Below are 20971 nucleotides of genomic sequence, written 5' to 3' on the forward strand. Positions count from 1 at the left end.
GTCATCCGGGCTTGTGCCCGGCCACCAGCAGGTAGCCGAGGCTGGTGCGCCCGACCTCGAACACCGGGGCCAAGCCCTGTTCGAACACCCGGATCCGCTCCGCCCCATAGGAGTCGGCCAGGTCCTCACCGCGGTCGCGGAACACCGCCGCCACCTCGTCGTAGGTGCGCCGGACCCGCGTGCCCCAGTCCTGCCGCTCGTCGACCACGAGCCCGGCGTCGGCCACGAGGGCGCACAGCGCCGAGGCGGTGGGCGGGTCGAAGATCGCGTGCGTCGCGAGCACCTCGCGGTCCGCCGGCGTCAGCGCCGCCTCGGCGGTGTACTCGGTGACGGCGAACCGGCCGCCGGGCCGCAGCACCCGGCTCATCTCCCGCAGCCACCGTCCTTTGTCGACCGCGTTGGGCAACGAGTCGAAGGCGAGCACGGCGTCGAAGGCGGCGTCCGGGAACGGCAGCGCCTCGGCGTCGCCCTGCCGCGCGGTCACGAGGTCGGCCACGCCGGCGGCAGCCGCGCGACGGGCGGTTTCCCCGGCGTGCCAAGCGCTGTTGGTGATCCCGGTGACCCGGGCGCCGAACCGGGTCGCGATGCGGATCGCGGGCATGCCCACGCCGCAGCCCACGTCGACGAGGTGCTGACCGGGCGCCAGCGCCAGGGTGCCGGCCACCAGGTCGGTCATCCGGTCCAACGCGTCGGCCAGGGTGGCCGGGTCGTCGTCACCGGCCCAGTAGCCGAGGTGGATGTTGCCGTGGTAGATCTCGACGAGGTCGCTCATCCCGTCGTAGATCCCGCCGACCTCGTCGGCCTCCTGACTGGCTGGGCTGGACACGACCCGAACCCCTTCCGGTGCGAGGACGTCCTCGCACCGGATCTAACTACAACGTCATCCACCTTCCGCGCTCCGACCGTCCCTTGTAGCCGGACGGGTGAACCGCGAACACTTGTCCCCTTAGCGGGTGAAATGCCTCCATCACCCCTCCGGGCAGGTCGCACACCAGGCCCGATCAGTTGAGAAACTGATAGCTTGTGGACGTCCGTGTGACCACCGCCACCGGGAGCCCGGGATGACCGACACCAGCGCACTGGACGCCGAGGTCGCGCAGATGTACGAGCGGACCACCGCGCTCGTCGAGCTGATCTGGGGATCCAACCTGCACTTCGGCTACTGGACCGGTCCGCAGGACACCAGCGACAAGCACCTGGCGCAGGAACGGCTGACCGACCTGATGATCGAACGCGTCCCGCTCACCGCGGGGCAGCGCCTGCTGGACGTGGGGTGCGGCGTGGGCCACCCGGCCCTCCGCTTCGCGCGCACGACCGGCGCCGACGTCGCCGGGGTGACGATCGCACCGGGCCAGGTGAGCGCGGCCACCGCCGCCGCGCACGAGGAGGGCCTGCAGCACCGGGTCACCTTCGAACTCGCCGACGCCGCCGCGCTGCCGTTCCCGGACGACAGCTTCGACGGCGCGTGGGCGCTGGAGAGCATGCCGCACATGCCGGACCGGGCCGCGGTGCTGCGCGAGGCGGCCCGGGTGCTGCGGCCGGGATCGCGCATCGCCCTCACCGACGTGGCCCAGTGCGGGCCGCTCAGCGCGCGGCAGCGGCGGGACCTCCAGGAGCGGATGCTGATCACGGCACCGCCCCGGGCGGAGCTGCCGGCGCTGCTCGACGCGGCCGGGTTCGACCTCCTGGAGGTCCTCGACATCACCGCGAGCACCTCGCGCACCACGGAGTTGACCAGGCAGGCCCTGGAGGAGGACGCCGCCGGGCTGTCCCGGGAGTACGGCGCCGACACGGTCGAGCACATGGCGCGCGTGCTGGACGTCTACGACGACGCCGTGCGGACGGGGATGGAGTACCTCCTGATCACCGCTCGCCTCCGGTCCACGACCCGTCCCGATGAACCGGTGGGTACGACGTGAGCGGCGGCATGCGCGAGATGTCCGACCCGGAGTGGCGGGCGTTCATCGGCCACGGGACGCGCACCGGCAAGCTGGCCACCGTCCGCGCCGACGGCCGGCCCCACGTCGCGCCGATCTCCTTCCTGGTGCACGGCCCGGAGGTGCTGTTCTTCACGGGTCCGGAGACGGTCAAGGGCAGGGCGCTGCGCCACCGGCCGAGCTTCGCCCTCTGCGTGGACGACGAACGGCCGCCGTTCGCGTTCGTCCTCCTCGAAGGCGAAGCGCGGGTCGAGGACGAGCGCGAGGAGGTGCGGACCTGGGCCCGGCGCATCGCGACGCGGTACGTGGGCGAGGCGCACGCCGACGCGATCGCCAGGCACAGCGAGGAATCCGGCGAGGTGCTGGTGCGCGGGCACATCACCAAGGTGGTCGCCCGCACCGGGCTGGCCACCTCCGAAGCCGCGGCACAGCCGGTGGGCACACCGTGACGAGGGCCGGACACGCCGATCCGCCATCACCACACGACCAGCAGCACCAGGGAAGGACGAGGTCATGAGTTCGGACCGCATCGAGCGCGAGGTCTTCATCTCCGCACCGGTGGAGCGCGTGTGGGCGGCCCTCACCGAACCGGAGCACGTCGGTCGGTGGTTCGGCTCGGGCGCGCCGGCGCGGATCGAGCTGCGCCCCGGCGGGACCATGCACCTCGACCACGGGGAGAACGGGCAGTTCCCCACGACGGTCAAGACGGTCGACCCGCCGCGTCGCTTCGCCTACCTCTGGGCCAGCGCGCACCCCGGCGAGGTGGCCACCGAGGACAACGCCACGCTCGTCGAGTTCGACCTGGCGCCGCAGGGCGACGGGAGCCTGGTCCGGCTCGTGGAGAGCGGCTTCGACACCCTCGACATCCCGGAGGACAAGCGGGCCGGGGCCTCCCGCGAGAGCCACGCGGCCGGCTGGGGCGAGGCGCTGGAGGGACTGCGGCAGCACGTGGAGCGGCTCGGCCCGTCGTCACGCGGGCCACGGCCGGCCGGTGATCACGTCGATCACCTGGCTTGACCCGACTGTGCCGAGCACCCGCCCAGGCGCCGAATGCTGCGGGCGGTGCGTCGAGTGGAGGAGACAACAGATGACCAGTGACCTCATGCAGCGCAAGCACGACAAGGCGTTCGAGCGGCTCGACGCCGACCAGGACGGCCGGATCGACCAGAGCGACATCACCGCGCTGGCCGACAAGTGGCGCAAGGCGCTCGGCGCGACGCCGGGCTCGCCGGAAGCGGCCAGGCTCACCAAGCTGGCCAACGACATGTGGACGGGGATCCAGCAGCACACCGACAAGGACTTCGACTCGGCGATCAGCAAGGACGAGTGGAACGCCGCGTCCGAGGACCCGGGTTTCGTCGACAACGTCGCCGTGCCCTTCGCCCTGGCCGCCTTCGACGCCGCGGACGCCGACAACGACGGCCAGATCAGCAAGGAGGAGATGGCCAAGGCGCAGAAGCAGGCCGGCATGTCCGAGAGCGAGTCCCGGGCCGCGTTCGACAAGCTGGACACCGACCACGACGGCTACGTGAGCCGGAAGGAATTCGCCGCCGCGGTCAAGGAGTTCTACCTCAGTGACGACCCGAGCGCGTCCGGCACGGAACTGGCAGGCAGCCTGTAGCCCGTCGAGGACGATGAGCAGGTGCACGACGCGGCCGCCGGGACTCCTCGGCGGCCGCCACCATGCGGCGCGCCAGGTGCGCAGGCCCCGCACTTCATCCTTTCGTGTCAACGAGTTCGCCTCCGCCCGGTCTTGCCCTAGCTTCGGCGACATGGCCGGACCATTCTGCGCGGACGCCGCCCGCCTGCTCGCCGAGGCCGCGCTGGACACCGCCCGCCGGCTCGGCGCCCGGCACGCGTCGTTCCGGCTCGCCCGCGTGCGGACCGGGCAGCTGGTCCTGTTCGACGGCTCCGTCCGGTCCGCGCACGACGCCGCGGTCACCGGCCTGTCGGTGCAGGTGTGGCGCGACGGCGCCTGGGGGTTCGCCGCTTCGGGTGACGTGACGACGCGGTCGGCGCGCGAGACCGCCCGTCAGGCGATCGAGACGGCGAGGTCATGCGCGGCCCTCGGCCGGGAGGACGAACCCGTGCCCGAGCCCGTCCACGACGGCGCCTGGTCGTCGGGGTTCCGCGTCAACCCGTTCTCCGTGCCCGAGGCCGAGCGCGCCGACCTGCTGGCGGACTGGAGCGCGAGGCTGCTCGCGGCCCCCGGTGTCGCGCACGTGCGCGCCAAGGTCGTCGCCGTGCAGGAGGACAAGTTCTACGCCGACCTCGCGGGCACGTCGACCACGCAGCGGCGCGTGCGCGTGCACCCGCAGGTGGTGGTGGCCGGCGGGGCGACGGCGTTGCGCACGGTCGGGCCGCCCACCGGGCGCGGGTGGGAGTACCTGCTCGGCGAGGGGTGGGACTGGGACGCCGAGCTGACCGCCCTGCCGGGTCTGCTGCGCGGGAAGCAAGACGCGCGACCGGTGCGGCCCGGCGCGTACGACCTGGTCGTCGACCCGTCGCAGCTGTGGCTGACGATCCACGAGTCGGTCGGGCACGCCACGGAGCTGGACCGCGTGCTCGGGCACGAGGCCTCGTACGCGGGCACCAGCTTCGTGCGCCCGCGCGACGTGGGCGAGCTGCGCTACGGGACGTCGCTGATGACGGTGACCGCCGACCGGACCACGCCGCACGGGCTCGCCACCGTCGGCTACGACGACCAGGGCGTGGCCGCGCAGTCCTGGGACCTCGTGCGCGAGGGCGTGCTGGTCGGCTCGCAGTACGACCGCCGCACGGCCCGCGCCGCCGGTGCGACGCGCTCGGTGGGCTGCGCGTTCGCCGAGTCGGCGTTGCGGCCCGCGATCACGCGGATGCCCAACGTCTCGCTCGCGCCCGTCCCCGGCGGTCCCACCACCGAGGAGCTGATCTCGGCCGTCGACGAGGGCATCTACCTCGTCGGGTCCGACAGCTGGTCGATCGACGCGCGGCGGGACAACTTCCAGTTCACCGCCCAGCGGGCGCACCGCGTGCACCGCGGCGAGCTGGCCGGCCAGCTCGGCGGCGTCGCCTACCAGTCGGACACCAGGGCGTTCTGGGGCGCGTTGTCGGCGGTCGGCGGCGAGGGGACCTACCAGCTGTTCGGCGCCGACCTCTGCGGGAAGGGCCAGCCGGTGCAGGCGGCCGCGGTGAGCCACGGCTGCCCGACCGCGGTGTTCCAGGGCGTGCGCGTGCGGAACACGGCGGACTCGTGCTGACGCCCCAGGACCTCGCCGAGTCGGCGCTGGCCGCACCCGGTGACCGGATCGCGATCGTCGACGAGACCTCGACCGCGCACCTGCGGTGGGCGGACAACGCGGTGACCGGCAACGGCGTCGTGCACAGCCGGGCCCTCACGGTGATCGAGTCGGCGCCCGGGGCGGGGATCGGCGTCGTCTCCCGCGAAGGCGCGTTGGACGAGGACGCGGTGCGCGCGGCGGTGGAGGAGGCCGGGGCCATCGCACGCCGGGCCGCGCCCGCACCCGACGCGCACCCCCTGCCGCCCGCCGCCGAACGGCAGTGGTCGCAGCCCCCGACCGGGACGTCCGTCGCGGCCTTGGCCGGGGTCGTGGCGCAGTTGGCGGAGGTCTTCGAGCAAGCACGGTCCCGAGGGGAGTCCTCGTCCGGCTACGCCGAGCACGAGGTGCGCTCGACCTACCTCGCGTCGTCCTCGGGGCTGCGCCTGCACCACGCCCAACCGGGCGGCGTGCTCGACCTGACCGCGCACAGCGCCGACCGCACCGCCTCGGCGTGGACGGGTTCGGACCTGGCCGACCCGTCGCAGGCGGACCTGCTCGCTCGCTACGCCGGCCTGGCCGCCCGGCTCGACCCCTCGCGCCACCGCGTCGACCTGTCCCCCGGTCGCTACGACGTCATCCTGGCGCCGTCCTGCGTCGCCGACCTCATGATCCACCTCCACCGCGCCGCCGACCTCCAGGACGCGCTGGACGGCGGCACGGTCTTCAGCGGACCCGACGGCGGCACCCGCCTCGGCGAGCGGCTCACCGAGGCGCACCTGACCCTGGCGAGCGATCCCGCCGCGCCCGGTCTCGGCTGCCTGCCCTTCACCGTCGTGCGCGCACCGGGTCCGGGGTCGTCCTGCTTCGACAACGGCACGCCGCTGCGGCGCACCGAGTGGATCAGCGGCGGCTCGCTGGCCAACCTGGTCGCCACCCGGCACTCGGCGCGGACGGCCGGCCTGCCGTTCACCCCGCGGATCGGGAACCTGGTGCTGTCGGGCCGCCCCACCGACCGCACGCTCGACGACCTGGTGGCGAGCACCGACCACGGGCTGCTGGTGACCTCGCTGTGGTACCTGCGGGAGGTGGACCCGTCCCGGCTGCTGCTGACCGGCGTGACGCGGGACGGCGTCCACGTGGTGAAGGGCGGCGAGGTGGTGGGCACGGCGCCCGACTTCCGGTTCGACGAGAGCCCGGTCGACCTGCTGGCCCGCGTCGCCGAGATCGGCCGCGCGGAGCCCGCGCTACCCAGGGAGTGGGGCGACCGGGAGTTCCGGACCGCCATGCCCGCCGTGCGGGTCGAGGACTTCGCGCTGTCGTCCGCCGGCCATGCGCGGTGACCGCTCCCCGATCGCCTTGCGCAGTTCCTCGATGTGGGCCGGGGTGCTGCCGCAGCACCCACCCAGCACGTCAACGCCGTAGTCGGTCCGCCACCGGCTCATCGCGTCCGCGAACCCCGCTGGGTCCACGGCCGTGGGCAACGGGCCGTCGGCGTGCGCGCCGGTGCGCTGTTCCAGGTTCGGGTACGCGCCGATCGCGCCGGCGCAGTTGGCCCGCAGCGCTTCCAGGCAGCGCTCGGTCTCGGCGAACGGCGTGCAGTTGACCAGCACGGCGTCCGCGCCTTCCTCCTCGACCGCGCGCGCCGCCCTCCCCAGGTCCTCTCCCGAGAGCAGCGTGGCGCCGTCCGCGCACACGAAGCTCACCCACGCGCGGATCCCCACCGACCGCACCGCTTCCAGTGCGATCCGCGCCTCGCGCAGGGTGTTCATGGTTTCCACGAGCACCAGGTCCACCCGGGCCCGCGCCAACTCCGTGGCCAACCAGAGGTGTTCGCGGCGCAGCTCGTCGTCCGGTGGCACCAGGTCGGGGCGGTAGCAGTCCTCGACCGGCGCCATCGACGCCCCGATCAGCGCGTCCGGCGCCTCCGCCGAGCGGCGTGCGGCCTGCGCCACCCCGATCGCGGCGTGCACCATCCAGCCCAGGCCCGCCGCGTCCAACCCGTTGGCGCGCAACGCCCGCTCGTTGCAGCGCATCGTCGCGGCGGTGATCACGTGAGCGCCGGCCCGCAGGTACTGCTCGTGCACCCCGCGCAGCACCGTCCGGTTGGCGTCGGTCAGCAACGCCTTGGTCGTCCACCACGGGTGGCGCACCGGCAACCCGGCGCGCTCCAGCTCCGTCGCCAGCCCGCCGTCCAGCAGCACCGTCGCGGTCATCGCGTCGCACTCCTCTCCGCGTACGAGGCCGCCGCCATCGCGGCGCACAGGTCCTCCACCAGGTCGGCCGGGTCCTCGATGCCGAACGACAGCCGCACCAGGTTGTCCGCGATCCCCGCCCGCGCCCGGACCTCGCGCGGCACCGGCCGGTGGCTCATCGAGGCGGGGCACTCGATCAGCGACCGCACCCCGCCCAGGCTCACCGCCGCCGCGAACAGCTCCGTGCGGCGCAGCAGCTCGCCCACGTCGCCGAGGTACTCGAAGCTGACCATCGAGCCGGGCGCCGACATCTGCCGCGCGGCCAGCTCGAACTGCGGGTGGTCGGGCAGCCCCGGGTAGTGCACGGCGGCGACCAGCGGCGACGCGGTCAGCACCGCGACCGCCGCCCGCGCGTTGGCCACCTGCCGCGCGACGCGCAGCGACAGCGTCTTCAGGCCCCGGTGCACCAGGTAGCAGTCGAACGCCCCCGGCACGCCGCCGACGACGGTGCGGTGTTCGAGCAGCCGTCCGTGCAGCGTCGGGTCGTCGAGCACCAGCGCGCCGCCGAGCACGTCGGAGTGGCCGGCGATGAACTTGGTGGTGCTGTGCAGGCTCAGGTCCGCACCCGCGGCGAGCGGCTGCTGGAGGGCCGGGCTGGCGAAGGTGTTGTCCACCACGACGATCGCGCCGGCGCGGTGGGCCGCCGCGCTGATCGCGCCGATGTCGGCGACCTTCATCACGGGGTTGGTCGGCGTCTCGACCCAGACCAGGTCGACACCACCGGACAGCGCCGCGGCCGCGTCGTCCGCGTCGGACAGGTCGACCTGCCGGACGTCCACCCCGCGACGGCGGCACAGCTCGAACAACCCGTAGGTGCCCCCGTAGACGTCGTCGGACGCGACCACCCGGTCGCCCGGCTCCAGCAGGGACAGCACGGCCTCCCCGGCCGCCTGGCCGGAGGAGAAGGCCAGCGCGAACCGCACGTCCTCCAACGCCGCCAGGCACGTCTCCAGGTCTTCCCGGGTCGGGCTCTCCCCCCGCGCGTAGTAGTACCGCGCCGGGTCCTGGGCGGACGCGTCGAAGGTCACCGCGACGTGGATGGGCGGGATCACGTCGCCGTGGCCGAACCGCGTCCGCTGGCCCTCGTGCACCAGCTTCGTGTCGAATCGCATCGGGCCGCTCATCCGCGCGCAGCCGTCGCGCGCAGGCACAACGCGGTGCTGGGCAAGGAGATCGAGCCGTCCGCCCGGCGGTGCTCGGCGACCGAGGCGGCGACGTCGGCCCACAGCGCGGACGTGTCGGGGCCCAGCAGGACGCGAGCCGTCTCGCGGATATCCAGGGGCGTGACGGCCTCGGTGAACCGGGCGTAGGACTCCGCCGAGTCCAGCTCGAACGGCACCCGCACCTCGGTGACCGACACGTCGGTGAAACCCGCCGCGGTCAGCTGCCGAGACACCACCTCGGGGTCCGCCATGCTGAACGGACCGGGCCCGGGCCGTGGCGCGGGCAGGTCCAGCCACCTCACGAGCACGCCGAAGCCCAGGGAGAGCATGGGCGCGGTCTCGGGTGGGCCCCAGGTCGACGCGGCGAGCACCCCGCCGGACCTGAGCACCTCGGCCACCGAGCGGAACGCCCGCACCGGGTCGGGCGGGAACATCAGGCTCCACCGGCCGAGCACGACGTCGAAACCGCCGCGGGGCAGGTCGAGCGACTCGACGTCCCCGACCAGGAACTCCACGTTGTCCAGCCCGTCGGCCCGGCGGCGGGCCAGGTCGATCATGGCGGGTGAGAGGTCGACGCCGACCACCCGGCCGGTCGGGCCGACGGCGGCGGCCGCGGTGAGCGCGGGCTCACCCACCCCGGTGCCGACGTCCAGGACGGAGATGCCCGGCCCCACCCCGCCCAGCTCCAGCAGGCGTGAGGTCACCACCCGGGCGCCGCTCTCGAACGTGTCGGCGACGGACAGCCACCCGGCGCTGATGGCATCCCAGTGGAGGCGCTGGCCCTCCTTGAAACGGACGTGGTCGAGCTCGGTGGCGCTCATGGAACCCCTCGGGGTCGGTGCGGTCAGAGGAAGCGCTCGGTGGGGTGGTCGGCGGTCCACGGGCCGGGCCGTGCGGTCTTCAGCACCGACCGCAGGTACTCGATCTCCGCGAGCGTGTTGTAGACGGCGAAGGACAGCCTCACGGTCCCCACCAGGCCGAGGCTGTCGAGGAACGTGCTGGCGCAGTGCACCCCGCAGCGCACGGCGATGCCGTGGGCGTCCAGGTGGCTGCCCACGTCGTAGGGGTGGATCCCGCGCACGGACAGCGACACGATGCCGCACGGCATGGCGCCCGGGTCGCCCACGACCACGACGTCGTCGAGGTCCGCGACGGCGCCCAGCACGGCCTCGACCAGGCTCTCGTCGTGCTCGCGGACCGCGGGCACGCCGAGGCCGAGCAGGTAGTCCAGCCCGGCCGCCAGGCCGACCGCGCCCGCCACGTTCGGCGTGCCCGCCTCGAACCGGGCCGGGGTCGGGACGTAGCGCACCGGCTCGACGTGGCTGACGCCCTTGACCGTGCCGCCGCCGACCCGGTACGGCGGCAGGTCCGCGAGCAGGTCCCGCTTGCCGTACAGGACGCCGACGCCCATCGGCCCGTACACCTTGTGCGCGGAGAAGCAGTAGAAGTCCGCGTCCAGCTCCCGCACGTCCACCGGCAGGTGCGCCACCGCCTGCGCGCCGTCGACGAGCACGAGGGCGCCGCGGTCGTGCGCCGCCGCGGCCATCTCCCGCACCGGGTTGACGGTGCCCAGCACGTTGGACACGTGCGCCACGGCGACGATGCGCACCCTCGGCCCCAACAACGCGGTGAAGGCCGACAGGTCGACCCGCCCGTCCGCGCCGGTGGGCGCGACCACCAGCTCCGCGCCGACCTGCTCGCACAACCGCCGCCACGGCAGCAGGTTGCTGTTGTGCTCCATCCCGCTGACCACCACCTGGTCGCCGCGGCCGACGACGCGCCTGCCGACGACGTCCGCGACGAGGTTGGTGGAGTCGGTGGTGTTGGCCGTGAAGACCACCTCGTCCGCGTGCCGCGCGCCGAGGAAGCGGGCGACCGACGCCCGCGCGCCCTCGTAGCGGTCGGTCGCCGTCATCGCGAGCCGGTGGTAGCCGCGGCCGACGTTGCTGTTCGCGGTGCGGTAGTAGTCCACGACGGCGTCGAGCACCGCCTGGGGTTTCTGGGTGGTGGCGGCGTTGTCGAGGTAGACCGGCGCGTCCACGTCGCACAGCAACGGGAAGTCGTCGCGCACGGTCGTGGGCAGCGCTCCCGGGCGGACCTGGCTCATCGCGACTCCTCGGTGGCGAACAGCGCGTCGAACCGGTCCAGGTAGCGCCGGTCGAACGCGAACACCTTCTGCTGGGGGTACGGCCGGTCCCGGGCGGGCACGTAGCCCGGGGCGCCGGGCGAGCGGAGCGCACCGGCGGCGTCCCGGAGGTGCGGGCCGTAGAAGAACCAGCAGACCTGGCCGATCTGCTCGGTGAACAGCGCCGCCCGCGCGGACACCGGGTACATCCGCGAGTGCAGGTAGGTCGCGGTGAACTCGCCGCGCGGGCCGAAGCCCTGGTCGAACGCCACGTGCCCGAAGACGTCGTGCACGACCCGGAACACGTCGTTGTGGCACAACGGCACGCCGTCGACCTCGACCCCGGCGGGTTCGCGCATCGGGTGGTCCGCCGGGCAGGGGAAGGAGCCGTGCCCGTCCTCGGTGAGGTGCAGCTTGAGCACCCGGGTCTCGCGCACCGACCGGCGCAGTTCGGCGGACTCGCGGTACGGGAGCCCGGCGCCGCGCCACGGCTCGACGCGGATGCCGTGCTCCAGGACTAAGGCGAACTGCCAGGCGCTCACCCGCTGGAGCACGCGGTAGCCGTGGGCGAGGTCCGAGTCGAGCGCCCACGTCGGCGCGCGGTCGTAGACGTCGGCCACCTCGCGGCAGAAACCCTCGTCCAGTCGGACGTCCAGCACCTCGGGGCGTATCCGGTCCACTAGCGACTCGAACAACAGGCCAACCTCCCGACGGTCTGGTCGCCGATCCACTTCGACTGTAACAGCGGCTATATGTTCCTAAAGCCACCTGATCGAGTGGACGACGCGGCGGTGGGCCGGCGCCGCTCCCGCGTGCCGACCCCTCGGTCTCCCGTTACGTTGACGGCGGGTGCCGAGCCGGGAGGCGGCGATGTACGAACCGGAGGTGCGCGAGTACCTGCGCATCGGCCTGCTCCTCGGCCGGCTGGTCGAGGGCTTCGTGGACTGCTGGTTCGGCGATCCCGCGCTGCACCGGCAGGTGCGCGACGAACCGCTGCCCACGCCGGGAGAACTCGCCCGGCAGGCCACCGACGTCATGGCCCGCGTGGCGGACGGCGACCTCTCCCCCCGGCGCAAGCGCTTCCTGCACGCGCACCTGGCCGCGATGAGGTGCTCCGCCGAACGCCTGGCCGGCCGACCGGTGCCGTTCCGCGCCGAGGTCCGCGCCTGCTTCCAGGTCGAGGCCGAGGTGGGCGAGCAGGACCGCTACGCCGAGGCGCACGACGAGATCCGCGCCCTGCTCCCCGGCGGCGGCGACCTGCGGACCCGGCTGGAGCGGTTCCACGAGGCCAACACCGTGGGCCCCGACCACCTCCTGCTCGCGGTGCAGTCGGTGTCCGACGCGGTGCGCCCGCTCGTGCGGGAGCGGTACGGCCTGCCGGAAGGCGAGCACGTCCGCTACGAGGTGGTGCACGACAAGCCGTGGAACGCCTTCAACCGCTACCTCGGCGACTACCGCTCGCTGGTCCTGCTCGACTCGCGGGCGGGCCGCAACCTCGCCGCGCTGCCCCTGCTGGCCACGCACGAGTCCTACCCGGGCCACCACACCGACCACTGCCTGAAGGAGTCCGGGCTGGTGCGGCGGTGCGGCGAGGGCGAGCACACCCTCGTCGTGGTCAACACGCCGCGGTGCCTCGTGGCGGAGGGCATGGCCGAGCTGGCGCTCGCGGCGTCCGTCGGTGACGGCTGGGGCGCTTGGACTTCCGACGTCCTGGCCGCGCAGGGCGTGCGGGTCGACGGCGAGCGGGTGGAGGCGGTGATGCGCGCCTGGTGGAAGCTGATGGGCGTCCGCCAGGACGCCGCGATCATGCTGCACGACCGCGGCGCGTCGGCCGAGGACGTCGTGGCCCACCTGACGCGGTGGCTGCTGATCCCCGAGCAGCGCGCGAGGCACATGGTGGAGTTCCTGACCGATCCCCTCTGGCGCGCCTACACCGTGACCTACGTCGAGGGCAGGCGCCTGGTCTCCGAGTGGCTCGACGCGCGCGATGGCAGGACGACCGCCACCGACCGGTTCGACCACCTGCTGCGCGCCGACGTCCTGCCCGAGGACCTGCGTGACCCGACGACGTCGAATCACCCCATCGGGCAAGGCTCGGTGGTTGTGCCGCGCACCGCCGATGGGCAACCCTTTGTGCACGGCGCCCGGCAGCCCGTGCGCGGGACCGACCTCGCCCAGTCCACTGTGGATGGACCCGTCTCGGACACGGAAGGGGCACGATGAGCGGCACCAACGGCCAACCCGTCCTGCCGATCTGGCCGGAGGGCGCGAGCCCCGAGTACCAGGCCGCCCGCACGCAGCTCGCCAGGGCCGAACGAGCGCTGCGGGACCACGTGGAGGCGGTCGCCGCGGCGCGTCGGGCCATGCCTCCCGGGCCGGTGCTCCGCGACTACGAGTTGACGGAGGACGGGCTCGACGGGCCGGTCCGGACGCCGCTGCGCGCGCTGTTCGGCGAGCACGACACCCTGTTCGTCTACCACCTGATGTTCCACCCGGACGAGGACGAGGCGTGCCCGATGTGCTCGATGTGGGTGGACGCGCTGCGCGGTGTGGCCGTGCACCTGGCCCGGCACACGGCGTTCGTCGTGATCGCCAAGGCTCCGCCGGCCAAGCTCCGGGCGTGGGCGGACCGGCGGGGGTGGGACGGGCTGCGCGTCCTGTCCAGTCACGGCACCACCTTCAACGCCGACCTGAACGCCGAGCGCCGCGACGGCAACCAGCGGCCGATGGTGAGCGTGCTGCGCGCCGAGGGTGACGCCGTGCGGCACTTCTACTCGCAGCCCGCGAACCACTTCGACGGCGCCGAGCGGGGCATCGACCTGCTGAACCCGGTGTGGAACGTGCTCGACCTGCTCCCGGGCGGCCGCGGCGACTGGTACGCGGACAACGACTACGTCCCCGAGGGCGGGGGCGCCCGGGCGACCGCGACCGCGTGACGTCCCGAGGTTCCCACCGGCATCCGGGCGGTCGTACGAAGGGGGACGAACCGTGGCCGCGACCATCGACTTCGACACCAGCCTCGCCACCGCGTCGTGGGAGGCGATCCGCGACCTCTTCGCGCTCGATCCCACGGCCACGCACCTGAACACCGGCACGATCGGCGCGATGCCGCACGAGGTCGTCGAGACCTACGACCGGGTGACCAGGGAGTGGGCGGGCAGCCTGGCCAACATCTACCCGCCCAGCCTCTACCCCGAGTACCGGGCGCAGATCGCCCGGGACTTCGGCGTGGACCAGGACGAGCTGGTCATCTGCCACAACGCCACCGAGGGCATCTCGCGGATCGTCGCGGGCCTCGACCTCGGCCCGGACGACGCGGTGCTGACCACGTCCCACGAGTGCTTCTCCGTGCTGTCGAACTTCAACCTGGCGCACAACCGCTTCGGGGTGCGGGTCGACCTGGTCACCCTGCCGTCCGGCCCGGACGTCACCTCCGAGCAGATCGTCGCCGCGTTCGAGGCGGCGCTCACCCCGCGCACGAAGGTGATGGCCTTCGCGGCGACCACGCTGTACACCGGCACCCGGATGCCGATCCGCGCGCTGTGCGACCTCGCCCAGCGGCACGGCGTCATCACCATCGCCGACGCGGCGCTGCTGCCGGGCATGGTGCGGGCGAACCTGCGCGAGCTCGGCCTGGACTTCCTGGCGGGCTCCGGCTCGAAGTTCCAGTGCGGCCCGCTCGGCACCGGCCTGCTCTACGTGCGGAACAAGGTCTTCCCCGAGCACAACCCCCTGCCGCTGCCGCGGTTCTGGCCGGTGATCTCCACGTGGTACCCGCTCGTCGGCGACATGCCCAAGCGCACCACGACGTCGGTCGAGACCTGCAACATGGGCGACTACCTGCAGAGCGCGGGCAGCGCGAGCATCGGCCGCGCCGCCGCGCTGGCCAAGGCGTGCGAGCTGTGGAACCGGATCGGCCGCGGGCGCATCGAGGAGCGCGCCCTGGAGCTGGGTTGGCACGCCAAGCGGCGGGTGGTGGAGCTGTTCGGGGAGTCCGCCCTGTACTCCCCGCTGCACGACACCCGACTGCACGCGCCGGTGGTGGCCTTCAAGCCGTTCCGGGCGCCCGAGGACGCCTGGAACATCAACAAGGTCATGGCGTTCGTCGACCGGCTGGAAGCCGAGCACCGGATCTGGATCAGGTGGGTCGAGTTCGAGGTGCCCGGCTCGCCGCACATGCACTACGCGGCCCGGGTCTGCACGCACCTGTTCAACGACCACGACGAGATCGATCGGGCGCTCAAGGTGATGGCCCGACTCGCGGACGAGATGTCCTGACCCGGAGGTCACCAGCATGAGCGACAGCGCACCGCGACGCGGGGGAACCCTCCGGCTCTACGGACCCGGGAGCATGGACCACCTGGACCCGGCGTCGGCCTACTACGCGCTCGGCCACCAGATCACCCGGTTGTTCGCCCGGCAGCTGTTCACCTACCCCGCGGTCAAGGACCTGAAGGACTGGCGCGCGATCACGCCGGTGCCGGACGTCGCGGTCGAGGTGCCGTCGACGTACAACGCCGGGCTGAGCGTGAACCACCTGACGTACACCGTCCGCCTGCGCCGCGGCGTGCTGTGGGACACCACGCCGCCGCGCGAGGTCACCGCGCACGACTTCGTCCGCGGCTTCAAGCGGATGTGCAACCCGGTGTGCGGCGCCGGCGCGATCCGCTACTTCACCAGCACCATCCGCGGCCTGGCCGAGTTCGCCGCGGCGTACGGGGCGGCCGTGCCGCACGCCGACGCGACCGCCGCCGAGCTCGCGGACTTCCAGAACGGCCACGAGATCAGCGGCATCCGGGTGCTCGACGACTGGACGCTGGTGTTCGAGCTGATCCGCCCGGCCGCCGACTTCGTCCACATCCTGGCGGTGCCGTTCGCCTCCGCCGCACCGGTGGAGTACGACGCGCTCGTCCCCGACAGCGACGAGTTCCGGCGCGAGGTCCGCTCCAACGGCCCTTACCGGATCGTCCGCTACGACCACGGCAGGTACCTGCGGGCGGAGCGCAACCCCGTGTGGGACAAGGCCGCCGACGACGTGCGCAACCAGCACGTCGACGCCGTCGAGGTGGTCATGGAGCGGGCCGATCCGGTGCGGGTGGGCCAGGTGATCACCTCGGGTGGGGCGGACCTGTCGTGGGCCTCACCCGTCACCGAGCCCTACGAGGCCAACCCCACCGACCCCGGCAACGACCTCGGCTACGCGCTCAACCCGTACCTGGTGTTCAACACCGCGAGCCCGAACAACGGCGGGGCGCTGGGCAGGCCGCAGGTGCGCCGGGCGCTCGCGTGGGCCTTCGACAAGGTCGCGGTGCTCGACATCTACGACCAGCTCGCGGCGGGCACGGTGATGAGGCCGGCCCGCTCGGCGATCCCGCCCGGCAACGTCGGGTACGAGCCGTTCGACCTGTACCCGACGCCGGGCGACCGGGGCGACCCGGAGCGGTGCCGCGCGCTGCTGGCCGAGGCCGGCTACCCGGACGGGTTGACCCTGACCTTCCTGCACCGCGACGTGGACGCCAACCCGGAGGTGGCCAAGTCCTGCGCGGCGGACCTGGAACGGGCGGGGATCACCGTCGAGCTGCTGCCGATGGGCCACGCCGACTACTACGCCTACCTCCAGGACCCGGCCAACGCCGAGGCCGGCGCGTGGGACCTGACGTCCCCGTCGTGGACGCCGGACTGGTTCGGCAACAACGGTCGGGCGTTCCTCCAGCCGATGTTCCAGACCAACCGGGCCAGGGGCACCAGCAACTACGGGTGCTACAGCAACCCCGAGGTCGACGAGCTGATCGAGGAGGCGCTCGCCACCGTCGACGAGGACCGGGCGCACGGGATCTGGCACCGGGTGGACGAGCTGGTCATGAGGGACGCGGCCATCGTGCCGATCCTGGAGCACGCGCCGACCATCCCGCACCTCAAGGGCAGCCGGGTCCGCAACGCCATCCCCATGCCGACGATCGACCGGTGGTTCGACCTGTCCAACCTGTGGCTGGAGCCGACGCCGTGACCGCGCCGACGACCATCCCGGTGGTGCGCTCGCTGCCGACGCCCGGGAGCTACCCGTGCGGGCTCACCTGGTTCGACGGCCTGCTGTGGCACTCGGACCAGGACGCCGGCCGGATCTGGGCGATCCACCCCGGCTTCGGCGAGGTCGTGCGGGAACTGGAGTGCGGTCGCGTCCGCGCCGACCTCACCCACCACGACGGCGTGCTGTGCCAGGTCGGCGGGCGACCCAAGCGGATCGTGCTGGTCGACCCGGGGACGGGTGAGGTCGTCGGCACGAAGCCGGTCGACCCGCCCAGCGGCAGGCTGTGCGGCACGGAGACGTCCGCGGAGGGCGTGTGGATGGGTCTGCGCGAGCCGGCGGTGGTGCAGCTGCGGGACTTCGAGACCATGACCGTGCGGCGGGAGCTCCCGGTCGAGGGTTCGCCGTCCGGCCTCACCGTGGTCAACCGGACGGTGGTCTACGGGGACTTCGAAGCCGGCCTGGTGCGTGCCGTGGACACCCGGACCGGGCAGATCACCGGCACGGCCAGGGTCGAGGGCGCGCCGACGGGGATGGCCTGGGACGGCTACAGCCTGTGGTACTGCGACTTCCGGGCACGCAGGCTGAAGGCGATCAGGCTCGACGACGTCCTGAACTGACCGACCCGGCACCGGTCAGAGGGCCGGCACGGACGGCGCCCCGGCCTCCAGCCCCAGCAGGTCGCAGCAGCGCAGCACGGCGTCGGGGTCGCCGACCAGCGACAGCCGCCCGGTCACCATCGCGGCCAGCGGGGTCAGCAGGCCGGAACCGATCTGCACGAACGTCGCCGCGTCCGTGGTCGCCACCATGGCGGGCTCGACCGCCGGACCCTTCACCGCGCGTGGCACGCGGTCGCGCACCTCGACGTGGTAGACGTGGTCGTCCACCCGGAACTCGTAGCGCTCGTCGATCCCGGTCGTCCTCTCCGGGCGCAGCATCGCCTCCACGGCGAGGAAACCCCAGTGCGGGCGCACGGTGTCCGAGTCGGACTTCTCCCCCACGAAGCGCATCCCCCACCGGGCCAGCCCCGCCACCAGCGGCCGCAGCTGCTGCCCCACCGGGGTCAACCGGTACGCCAGCCGTGAGCCGGTGCCGTGCAGGTCGACCTGCTCCACGACACCCCGCTCCACCAGGAACCTCAACCGCTCCGCGAGGAGGTTGGTGCCCAGGGCGGGCAGGTCGGCCAGCAGGTCGACGTAGCGCCGCGGGCCCATCAGCAGCTCGCGCACGATCAGCAGCGTCCACCGCTCGCCGACCACGTCGAGCGCCGACGCCAGTCCGCAGTACTGGTTGTACGTCCGCTTGCCTGCCATCTCACTACTGTAAACCGCAGCGTGGCCGCGGAAGGGACGGCCTCGGCCACCGGGTCAGCGCGCGCTGAACCGACCTTTCATCAGCACGGGACGGGCGAGTTCCTGGAAGTCGACCTCCGGGTCGAGGTCGCGGATGGTGCCCTCGATGACCAGCAACGAGAGCAGCGGGAAGATCAGCTCCGGCGCGGCGTGGATGCCGTGCCCGCGCTGGAGGTCGAACATCTCCGTCGCGAACGCCATGAGGCTGAACTCCCGGGCCGGCAGCTTGTGGCTGCGCCGGACCAGGTCGGCCATCCGGTCGAGGAACCCGGTCAGGTCCGCGTCCGCCCGCACCTCGGCGGCGCTCTCCACGACGATCGCGGCGCACTTGTCGCCGTCACCGACGGCCATGTTGAGGAAGAAGTCGGCGAACAGCAGGCGCAACCGCTCGGTCAGCTGGACGCTGAACCCCGCGTCGAGCACCACCACCTGGGCGGACTCGGTGAAGTACAGGTTGCCGGGGTGCAGGTCGCAGTGGACGAAACCGTTCACGAACAACATCTCGTAGATCGCGGTGAGCCCGGACGCGGCGAACTTCCGGCGGGCCGCGGGCGAGCACCTCGACGCCGCGTCGACGTCCAGGTCGGGGATGAACTCCATGGCGATGCACCGCGGTCGGCACGCCTCGGGCACCACCCGCGGCACCCAGACCCGTGGCACCACGGCCAGTTCCACGCGCAGGCGGGCCAGGCCGGCCGCCTCGCGCTCGAAGTCCAGCTGGCCGAGCACCGCCGCGCACATGGCGTCGACGACCTCCAGCACCGGGACACCGCGCAACGGCGGCAACCGGGCCACCAGCGCGGCGCCGCGGCGCATCAGGCCCAGGTCCAGCCTCATCACCCGGTCGACGCCGGGCCGGCGCAGCTTCAAGGCCACCTCGGGACCGGACGCCAACCGCGCGCGGTGGACGCCCGCGATGCTGCCGCTCGCGACCGACGAGTAGTCCACCTCGGCGAAGAGGGTGTCGAGCTCGTCCCCGTAGACCTCGGCGAACGCCTCCCGGGCCTGCCGCGGGGACATCGGCGCGACCGCGTCCTGCAACGTCGCCAACTCGTCGCACATCCCGGGCGGGAGCACGTCGCGCCGGGTGCCCAGCACCTGTCCCGCCTTGACGAACGCGGGGCCCAGCCTCATCAGCAGGGTCGTCAGCCTCGCCCACACGTGCCGCCGGGCCGCCCGACCCCCTTGCGCCAGCAGCACGAGCGGACCCGTGACGAGGAGCGGGGCCAGCGTCGCCGCGACGACGAGGAGGACCTCGCCCAACCGCGCCGCGAGCGCGAACGCCCCGGGAGGGACGTCCCCGTCGCGCTCACCCCTTGTCGACACCCGGCACCTCGATGGCCCGCAGCTGCAAGGTCGTGTAGTCGCAGTACCAGATCCGGGTGCCGTCCCAGGTGATCCCGGTCGGGTTGCCCGCGACCGAGAACGAGGCCACCTCGCGCCGTTCGTCGATATCCACCATCGTGATGGTCGACGCGGCGTGGTCGGCGTAGGCGAGGTAGTTGTCCGACACGGTGACGCCGGCCGGCCTCCCGGAGACGGCGAAGGTGTCCACCAGGTCCATGTCCTCGTAGCCGCGCAGGTCGATGCGGCGCAGGTCCTCGTACCCCATCCAGATGCCGTGACGAGTGGCTTCCAGCCCGCACAGCACGTTGCCCGGCCTCGGGTTGGAGATCTCGCCCAGCTCGTCGCCCGACTCGGGGTCCATCACGCGCAGCGCCCGCCGGTCGCCCACGACCTGCACGAGGTTGCCGCCGACGGTGGTCAGGTCGGTGCGCACCTCGGGGCACGGGATCTCGCGCTCCACGTCGCCGCTGTACGGGTCCAACGCCATGATGCGGTTGGACACCGCTTCGGAGAACATCAGGAACTCGCCGGTCCACGTCAAGCCGCACAGCTTCAAGCCGCGGACCGGGATGTCGCGGACGGTGCCCGCCGCGAACGGCATCACCGCCTCACCGCCCGGGCGATGCGGCAGTCCAGGGTCCAGGCCGTGGCGTCACGCGCACGTCCCCGCCCGCTCGGCGGCACCACGCTCACGTGCAGCTCGTCGCCCTCCCGCACCCGCGTGTGCCGCAGCGGCCACACCCAGACCGCCCAGTTGCAGCCGGGGTAGGAGGGGTAGTTCGACAGCGACTCGCCATCGGCCAGCTCGGCGGTGAAGTACCCCATGACGGCCTGGAGGCAGCCTTCCCGCCGCACCGGCAGGCGCACCTCCCGCCGGGGCCGGCCCGTCGAGCCCTGCCCGATCACGTCGTCGCAGAGCTCGACGGGCGCGCTGAGGAACCGCGGCTCGCGCTGGAAGAAGTGCAACTGCGCGTGCGGTTCGACGAAGTCCTGCACCGCGTCGAAGCGGTAGCCGGGCACGACGTCGCCCCAGGTGCCCCAGCCCTCGCCGTCGAACTCGATGGCGACCAGCTCGGTCCTGAGGCGACGCGGCACGACCGCGCCGCCGGGGCGCAGGTTGTGCCTGGCCACCGCGTCCAGGATCTCGACCATCTGCTCCTCCGGGCCGAGGTTGCCCATCATCTCGGAGACGATCACGTCGGCGCGGCGCGGCAGCCTGGCCACCCGTGCGTCCCCCTGGACCAGGGTCACCCGGTCGTGGAGGTCGTTGTCCGCGATGATCCGCTCGGCCACGGCGGCCATCGCCGGGTCGGCCTCCACGGCGTAGACGTGCCCGGCGCCGTGCCGCAGGGCCAGCATCGACAGCACCAGCGTGCCCGCGCCGACGTCGGCGATCACGTCACCTGCCGTGATCACCGACGCCAGTGCCCGGTCGTAGGCGCTCAGCCGAGGACGGTCCGCGAGCATCACCTGGTGCATGACTAGGAGCCGTTGGTCCATGGGCGCCTTC

Annotated in this window: 21 protein-coding genes; 11 read left to right on the forward strand and 10 right to left on the reverse strand. The window is 72.9% G+C overall.

Annotated elements, in window-relative coordinates:
* Window position 1: 1 nt before the first annotated feature.
* Window positions 2-826, reverse strand: coding sequence for a methyltransferase domain-containing protein (locus AB0I91_RS07425; protein WP_499635794.1), 825 nt, complete (start codon window positions 824-826; stop codon window positions 2-4).
* 235 nt (window positions 827-1061) lie between these two features.
* On the opposite strand from AB0I91_RS07425, the gene AB0I91_RS07430 reads away from it, so the two are divergent.
* The 6 genes from AB0I91_RS07430 to AB0I91_RS07455 all read left to right on the forward strand — a co-directional run bounded on the left by AB0I91_RS07430 (window position 1062) and on the right by AB0I91_RS07455 (window position 6537).
* Window positions 1062-1919 carry a methyltransferase domain-containing protein gene (locus AB0I91_RS07430; protein WP_498776686.1) on the forward strand — a complete coding sequence of 286 codons (858 nt, stop codon included), beginning with the start codon at window positions 1062-1064 and terminating at the stop codon, window positions 1917-1919.
* Complete coding sequence (locus AB0I91_RS07435; protein WP_498776684.1) at window positions 1916-2386, forward strand: PPOX class F420-dependent oxidoreductase; 471 nt, start codon at window positions 1916-1918, stop codon at window positions 2384-2386. The genes AB0I91_RS07430 and AB0I91_RS07435 overlap by 4 nt, the downstream gene beginning before the upstream one ends.
* Window positions 2387-2450: 64 nt before the next feature.
* Window positions 2451-2954, forward strand: a complete 504-nt coding sequence (locus AB0I91_RS07440) for an SRPBCC family protein (RefSeq protein WP_498776682.1) — start codon at window positions 2451-2453, stop codon at window positions 2952-2954.
* Window positions 2955-3024: 70 nt separating this feature from the next.
* Window positions 3025-3558, forward strand: coding sequence for an EF-hand domain-containing protein (locus AB0I91_RS07445; protein WP_498776680.1), 534 nt, complete (start codon window positions 3025-3027; stop codon window positions 3556-3558).
* A gap of 151 nt (window positions 3559-3709) precedes the next feature.
* Window positions 3710-5176: a TldD/PmbA family protein gene (locus AB0I91_RS07450; protein WP_499635797.1), complete on the forward strand. Its 1467-nt coding sequence runs from the start codon at window positions 3710-3712 to the stop codon at window positions 5174-5176.
* Window positions 5170-6537, forward strand: coding sequence for a metallopeptidase TldD-related protein (locus AB0I91_RS07455; RefSeq protein WP_499635800.1), 1368 nt, complete (start codon window positions 5170-5172; stop codon window positions 6535-6537). The genes AB0I91_RS07450 and AB0I91_RS07455 overlap by 7 nt, the downstream gene beginning before the upstream one ends.
* On the opposite strand, the gene AB0I91_RS07460 is transcribed toward AB0I91_RS07455, so the two are convergent.
* Genes AB0I91_RS07460 through AB0I91_RS07480 form a run of 5 tightly spaced genes read right to left on the reverse strand, consistent with a single transcriptional unit; the run spans window position 6442 to window position 11432 of the window.
* Window positions 6442-7410 carry a homocysteine S-methyltransferase family protein gene (locus tag AB0I91_RS07460; protein ID WP_498776674.1) on the reverse strand — a complete coding sequence of 323 codons (969 nt, stop codon included), beginning with the start codon at window positions 7408-7410 and terminating at the stop codon, window positions 6442-6444. The two genes, AB0I91_RS07455 and AB0I91_RS07460, sit on opposite strands and share 96 nt — an antisense overlap.
* The gene (locus AB0I91_RS07465; protein ID WP_499635804.1) at window positions 7407-8561 is read right to left on the reverse strand and encodes a trans-sulfuration enzyme family protein; all 1155 of its coding nucleotides are present in this window, start codon (window positions 8559-8561) and stop codon (window positions 7407-7409) included. The genes AB0I91_RS07460 and AB0I91_RS07465 overlap by 4 nt, the downstream gene beginning before the upstream one ends.
* An 8-nt stretch (window positions 8562-8569) precedes the next feature.
* A complete protein-coding gene (locus tag AB0I91_RS07470) occupies window positions 8570-9433 on the reverse strand; it encodes a class I SAM-dependent methyltransferase (RefSeq protein ID WP_499635806.1) in 864 nt (287 codons plus the stop codon).
* A 23-nt stretch (window positions 9434-9456) separates the two neighbouring features.
* The gene (locus AB0I91_RS07475) at window positions 9457-10719 is read right to left on the reverse strand and encodes an aminotransferase class V-fold PLP-dependent enzyme (protein WP_498776668.1); all 1263 of its coding nucleotides are present in this window, start codon (window positions 10717-10719) and stop codon (window positions 9457-9459) included.
* On the reverse strand, window positions 10716-11432 hold the full coding sequence (locus tag AB0I91_RS07480; protein ID WP_499635810.1) for a crotonobetainyl-CoA--carnitine CoA-transferase: 717 nt from the start codon (window positions 11430-11432) through the stop codon (window positions 10716-10718). The genes AB0I91_RS07475 and AB0I91_RS07480 overlap by 4 nt, the downstream gene beginning before the upstream one ends.
* A 154-nt stretch (window positions 11433-11586) precedes the next feature.
* On the opposite strand from AB0I91_RS07480, the gene AB0I91_RS07485 reads away from it, so the two are divergent.
* Genes AB0I91_RS07485 through AB0I91_RS07505 form a run of 5 tightly spaced genes read left to right on the forward strand, consistent with a single transcriptional unit; the run spans window position 11587 to window position 17382 of the window.
* Window positions 11587-12960, forward strand: coding sequence for a DUF885 domain-containing protein (locus AB0I91_RS07485; RefSeq protein WP_499635813.1), 1374 nt, complete (start codon window positions 11587-11589; stop codon window positions 12958-12960).
* Window positions 12957-13673 carry a DUF899 family protein gene (locus AB0I91_RS07490; protein WP_498776662.1) on the forward strand — a complete coding sequence of 239 codons (717 nt, stop codon included), beginning with the start codon at window positions 12957-12959 and terminating at the stop codon, window positions 13671-13673. The genes AB0I91_RS07485 and AB0I91_RS07490 overlap by 4 nt, the downstream gene beginning before the upstream one ends.
* A gap of 52 nt (window positions 13674-13725) precedes the next feature.
* Window positions 13726-15015, forward strand: coding sequence for an aminotransferase class V-fold PLP-dependent enzyme (locus AB0I91_RS07495; protein WP_498776660.1), 1290 nt, complete (start codon window positions 13726-13728; stop codon window positions 15013-15015).
* 16 nt (window positions 15016-15031) lie between these two features.
* The gene (locus AB0I91_RS07500) at window positions 15032-16744 is read left to right on the forward strand and encodes an ABC transporter substrate-binding protein (protein WP_498776658.1); all 1713 of its coding nucleotides are present in this window, start codon (window positions 15032-15034) and stop codon (window positions 16742-16744) included.
* Complete coding sequence (locus tag AB0I91_RS07505) at window positions 16741-17382, forward strand: NHL repeat-containing protein (protein WP_498776656.1); 642 nt, start codon at window positions 16741-16743, stop codon at window positions 17380-17382. Before AB0I91_RS07500 ends, AB0I91_RS07505 begins: the two co-directional genes overlap by 4 nt.
* 15 nt (window positions 17383-17397) lie before the next feature.
* Here AB0I91_RS07505 and AB0I91_RS07510 read toward each other — a convergent pair whose 3' ends face one another.
* Genes AB0I91_RS07510 through AB0I91_RS07525 form a run of 4 tightly spaced genes read right to left on the reverse strand, consistent with a single transcriptional unit; the run spans window position 17398 to window position 20961 of the window.
* Window positions 17398-18075 (reverse strand): winged helix-turn-helix transcriptional regulator, encoded by a 678-nt coding sequence (locus tag AB0I91_RS07510; protein ID WP_499608328.1) that lies wholly within the window; start codon window positions 18073-18075, stop codon window positions 17398-17400.
* 54 nt (window positions 18076-18129) lie between these two features.
* Window positions 18130-19440, reverse strand: a complete 1311-nt coding sequence (locus tag AB0I91_RS07515) for an ABC1 kinase family protein (protein ID WP_498776653.1) — start codon at window positions 19438-19440, stop codon at window positions 18130-18132.
* Window positions 19424-20062, reverse strand: coding sequence for an NHL repeat-containing protein (locus AB0I91_RS07520; RefSeq protein ID WP_498776840.1), 639 nt, complete (start codon window positions 20060-20062; stop codon window positions 19424-19426). Before AB0I91_RS07520 ends, AB0I91_RS07515 begins: the two co-directional genes overlap by 17 nt.
* Window positions 20062-20961, reverse strand: a complete 900-nt coding sequence (locus AB0I91_RS07525; RefSeq protein ID WP_499608331.1) for a class I SAM-dependent methyltransferase — start codon at window positions 20959-20961, stop codon at window positions 20062-20064. Before AB0I91_RS07525 ends, AB0I91_RS07520 begins: the two co-directional genes overlap by 1 nt.
* Between the last annotated feature and the right edge of the window lie 10 nt (window positions 20962-20971).

The organism is Actinosynnema sp. NPDC049800 (assembly GCF_040656635.1).
GTDB lineage: Bacteria > Actinomycetota > Actinomycetes > Mycobacteriales > Pseudonocardiaceae > Actinosynnema.

What these genes read in the sequence shown, in the direction of transcription:
- AB0I91_RS07465 (WP_499635804.1), bottom strand. Translation starts at nt 8,561, where the DNA reads ATGCGATTCGACACGAAGCTGGTGCACGAGGGCCAGCGGACGCGGTTC.
- AB0I91_RS07460 (WP_498776674.1), bottom strand. Translation starts at nt 7,410, where the DNA reads ATGACCGCGACGGTGCTGCTGGACGGCGGGCTGGCGACGGAGCTGGAG.
- AB0I91_RS07525 (WP_499608331.1), bottom strand. Translation starts at nt 20,961, where the DNA reads ATGGACCAACGGCTCCTAGTCATGCACCAGGTGATGCTCGCGGACCGT.
- AB0I91_RS07470 (WP_499635806.1), bottom strand. Translation starts at nt 9,433, where the DNA reads ATGAGCGCCACCGAGCTCGACCACGTCCGTTTCAAGGAGGGCCAGCGC.
- AB0I91_RS07490 (WP_498776662.1), top strand. Translation starts at nt 12,957, where the DNA reads ATGAGCGGCACCAACGGCCAACCCGTCCTGCCGATCTGGCCGGAGGGC.
- AB0I91_RS07445 (WP_498776680.1), top strand. Translation starts at nt 3,025, where the DNA reads ATGACCAGTGACCTCATGCAGCGCAAGCACGACAAGGCGTTCGAGCGG.
- AB0I91_RS07430 (WP_498776686.1), top strand. Translation starts at nt 1,062, where the DNA reads ATGACCGACACCAGCGCACTGGACGCCGAGGTCGCGCAGATGTACGAG.
- AB0I91_RS07500 (WP_498776658.1), top strand. Translation starts at nt 15,032, where the DNA reads ATGAGCGACAGCGCACCGCGACGCGGGGGAACCCTCCGGCTCTACGGA.
- AB0I91_RS07440 (WP_498776682.1), top strand. Translation starts at nt 2,451, where the DNA reads ATGAGTTCGGACCGCATCGAGCGCGAGGTCTTCATCTCCGCACCGGTG.
- AB0I91_RS07450 (WP_499635797.1), top strand. Translation starts at nt 3,710, where the DNA reads ATGGCCGGACCATTCTGCGCGGACGCCGCCCGCCTGCTCGCCGAGGCC.
- AB0I91_RS07520 (WP_498776840.1), bottom strand. Translation starts at nt 20,062, where the DNA reads ATGCCGTTCGCGGCGGGCACCGTCCGCGACATCCCGGTCCGCGGCTTG.
- AB0I91_RS07475 (WP_498776668.1), bottom strand. Translation starts at nt 10,719, where the DNA reads ATGAGCCAGGTCCGCCCGGGAGCGCTGCCCACGACCGTGCGCGACGAC.
- AB0I91_RS07510 (WP_499608328.1), bottom strand. Translation starts at nt 18,075, where the DNA reads ATGGCAGGCAAGCGGACGTACAACCAGTACTGCGGACTGGCGTCGGCG.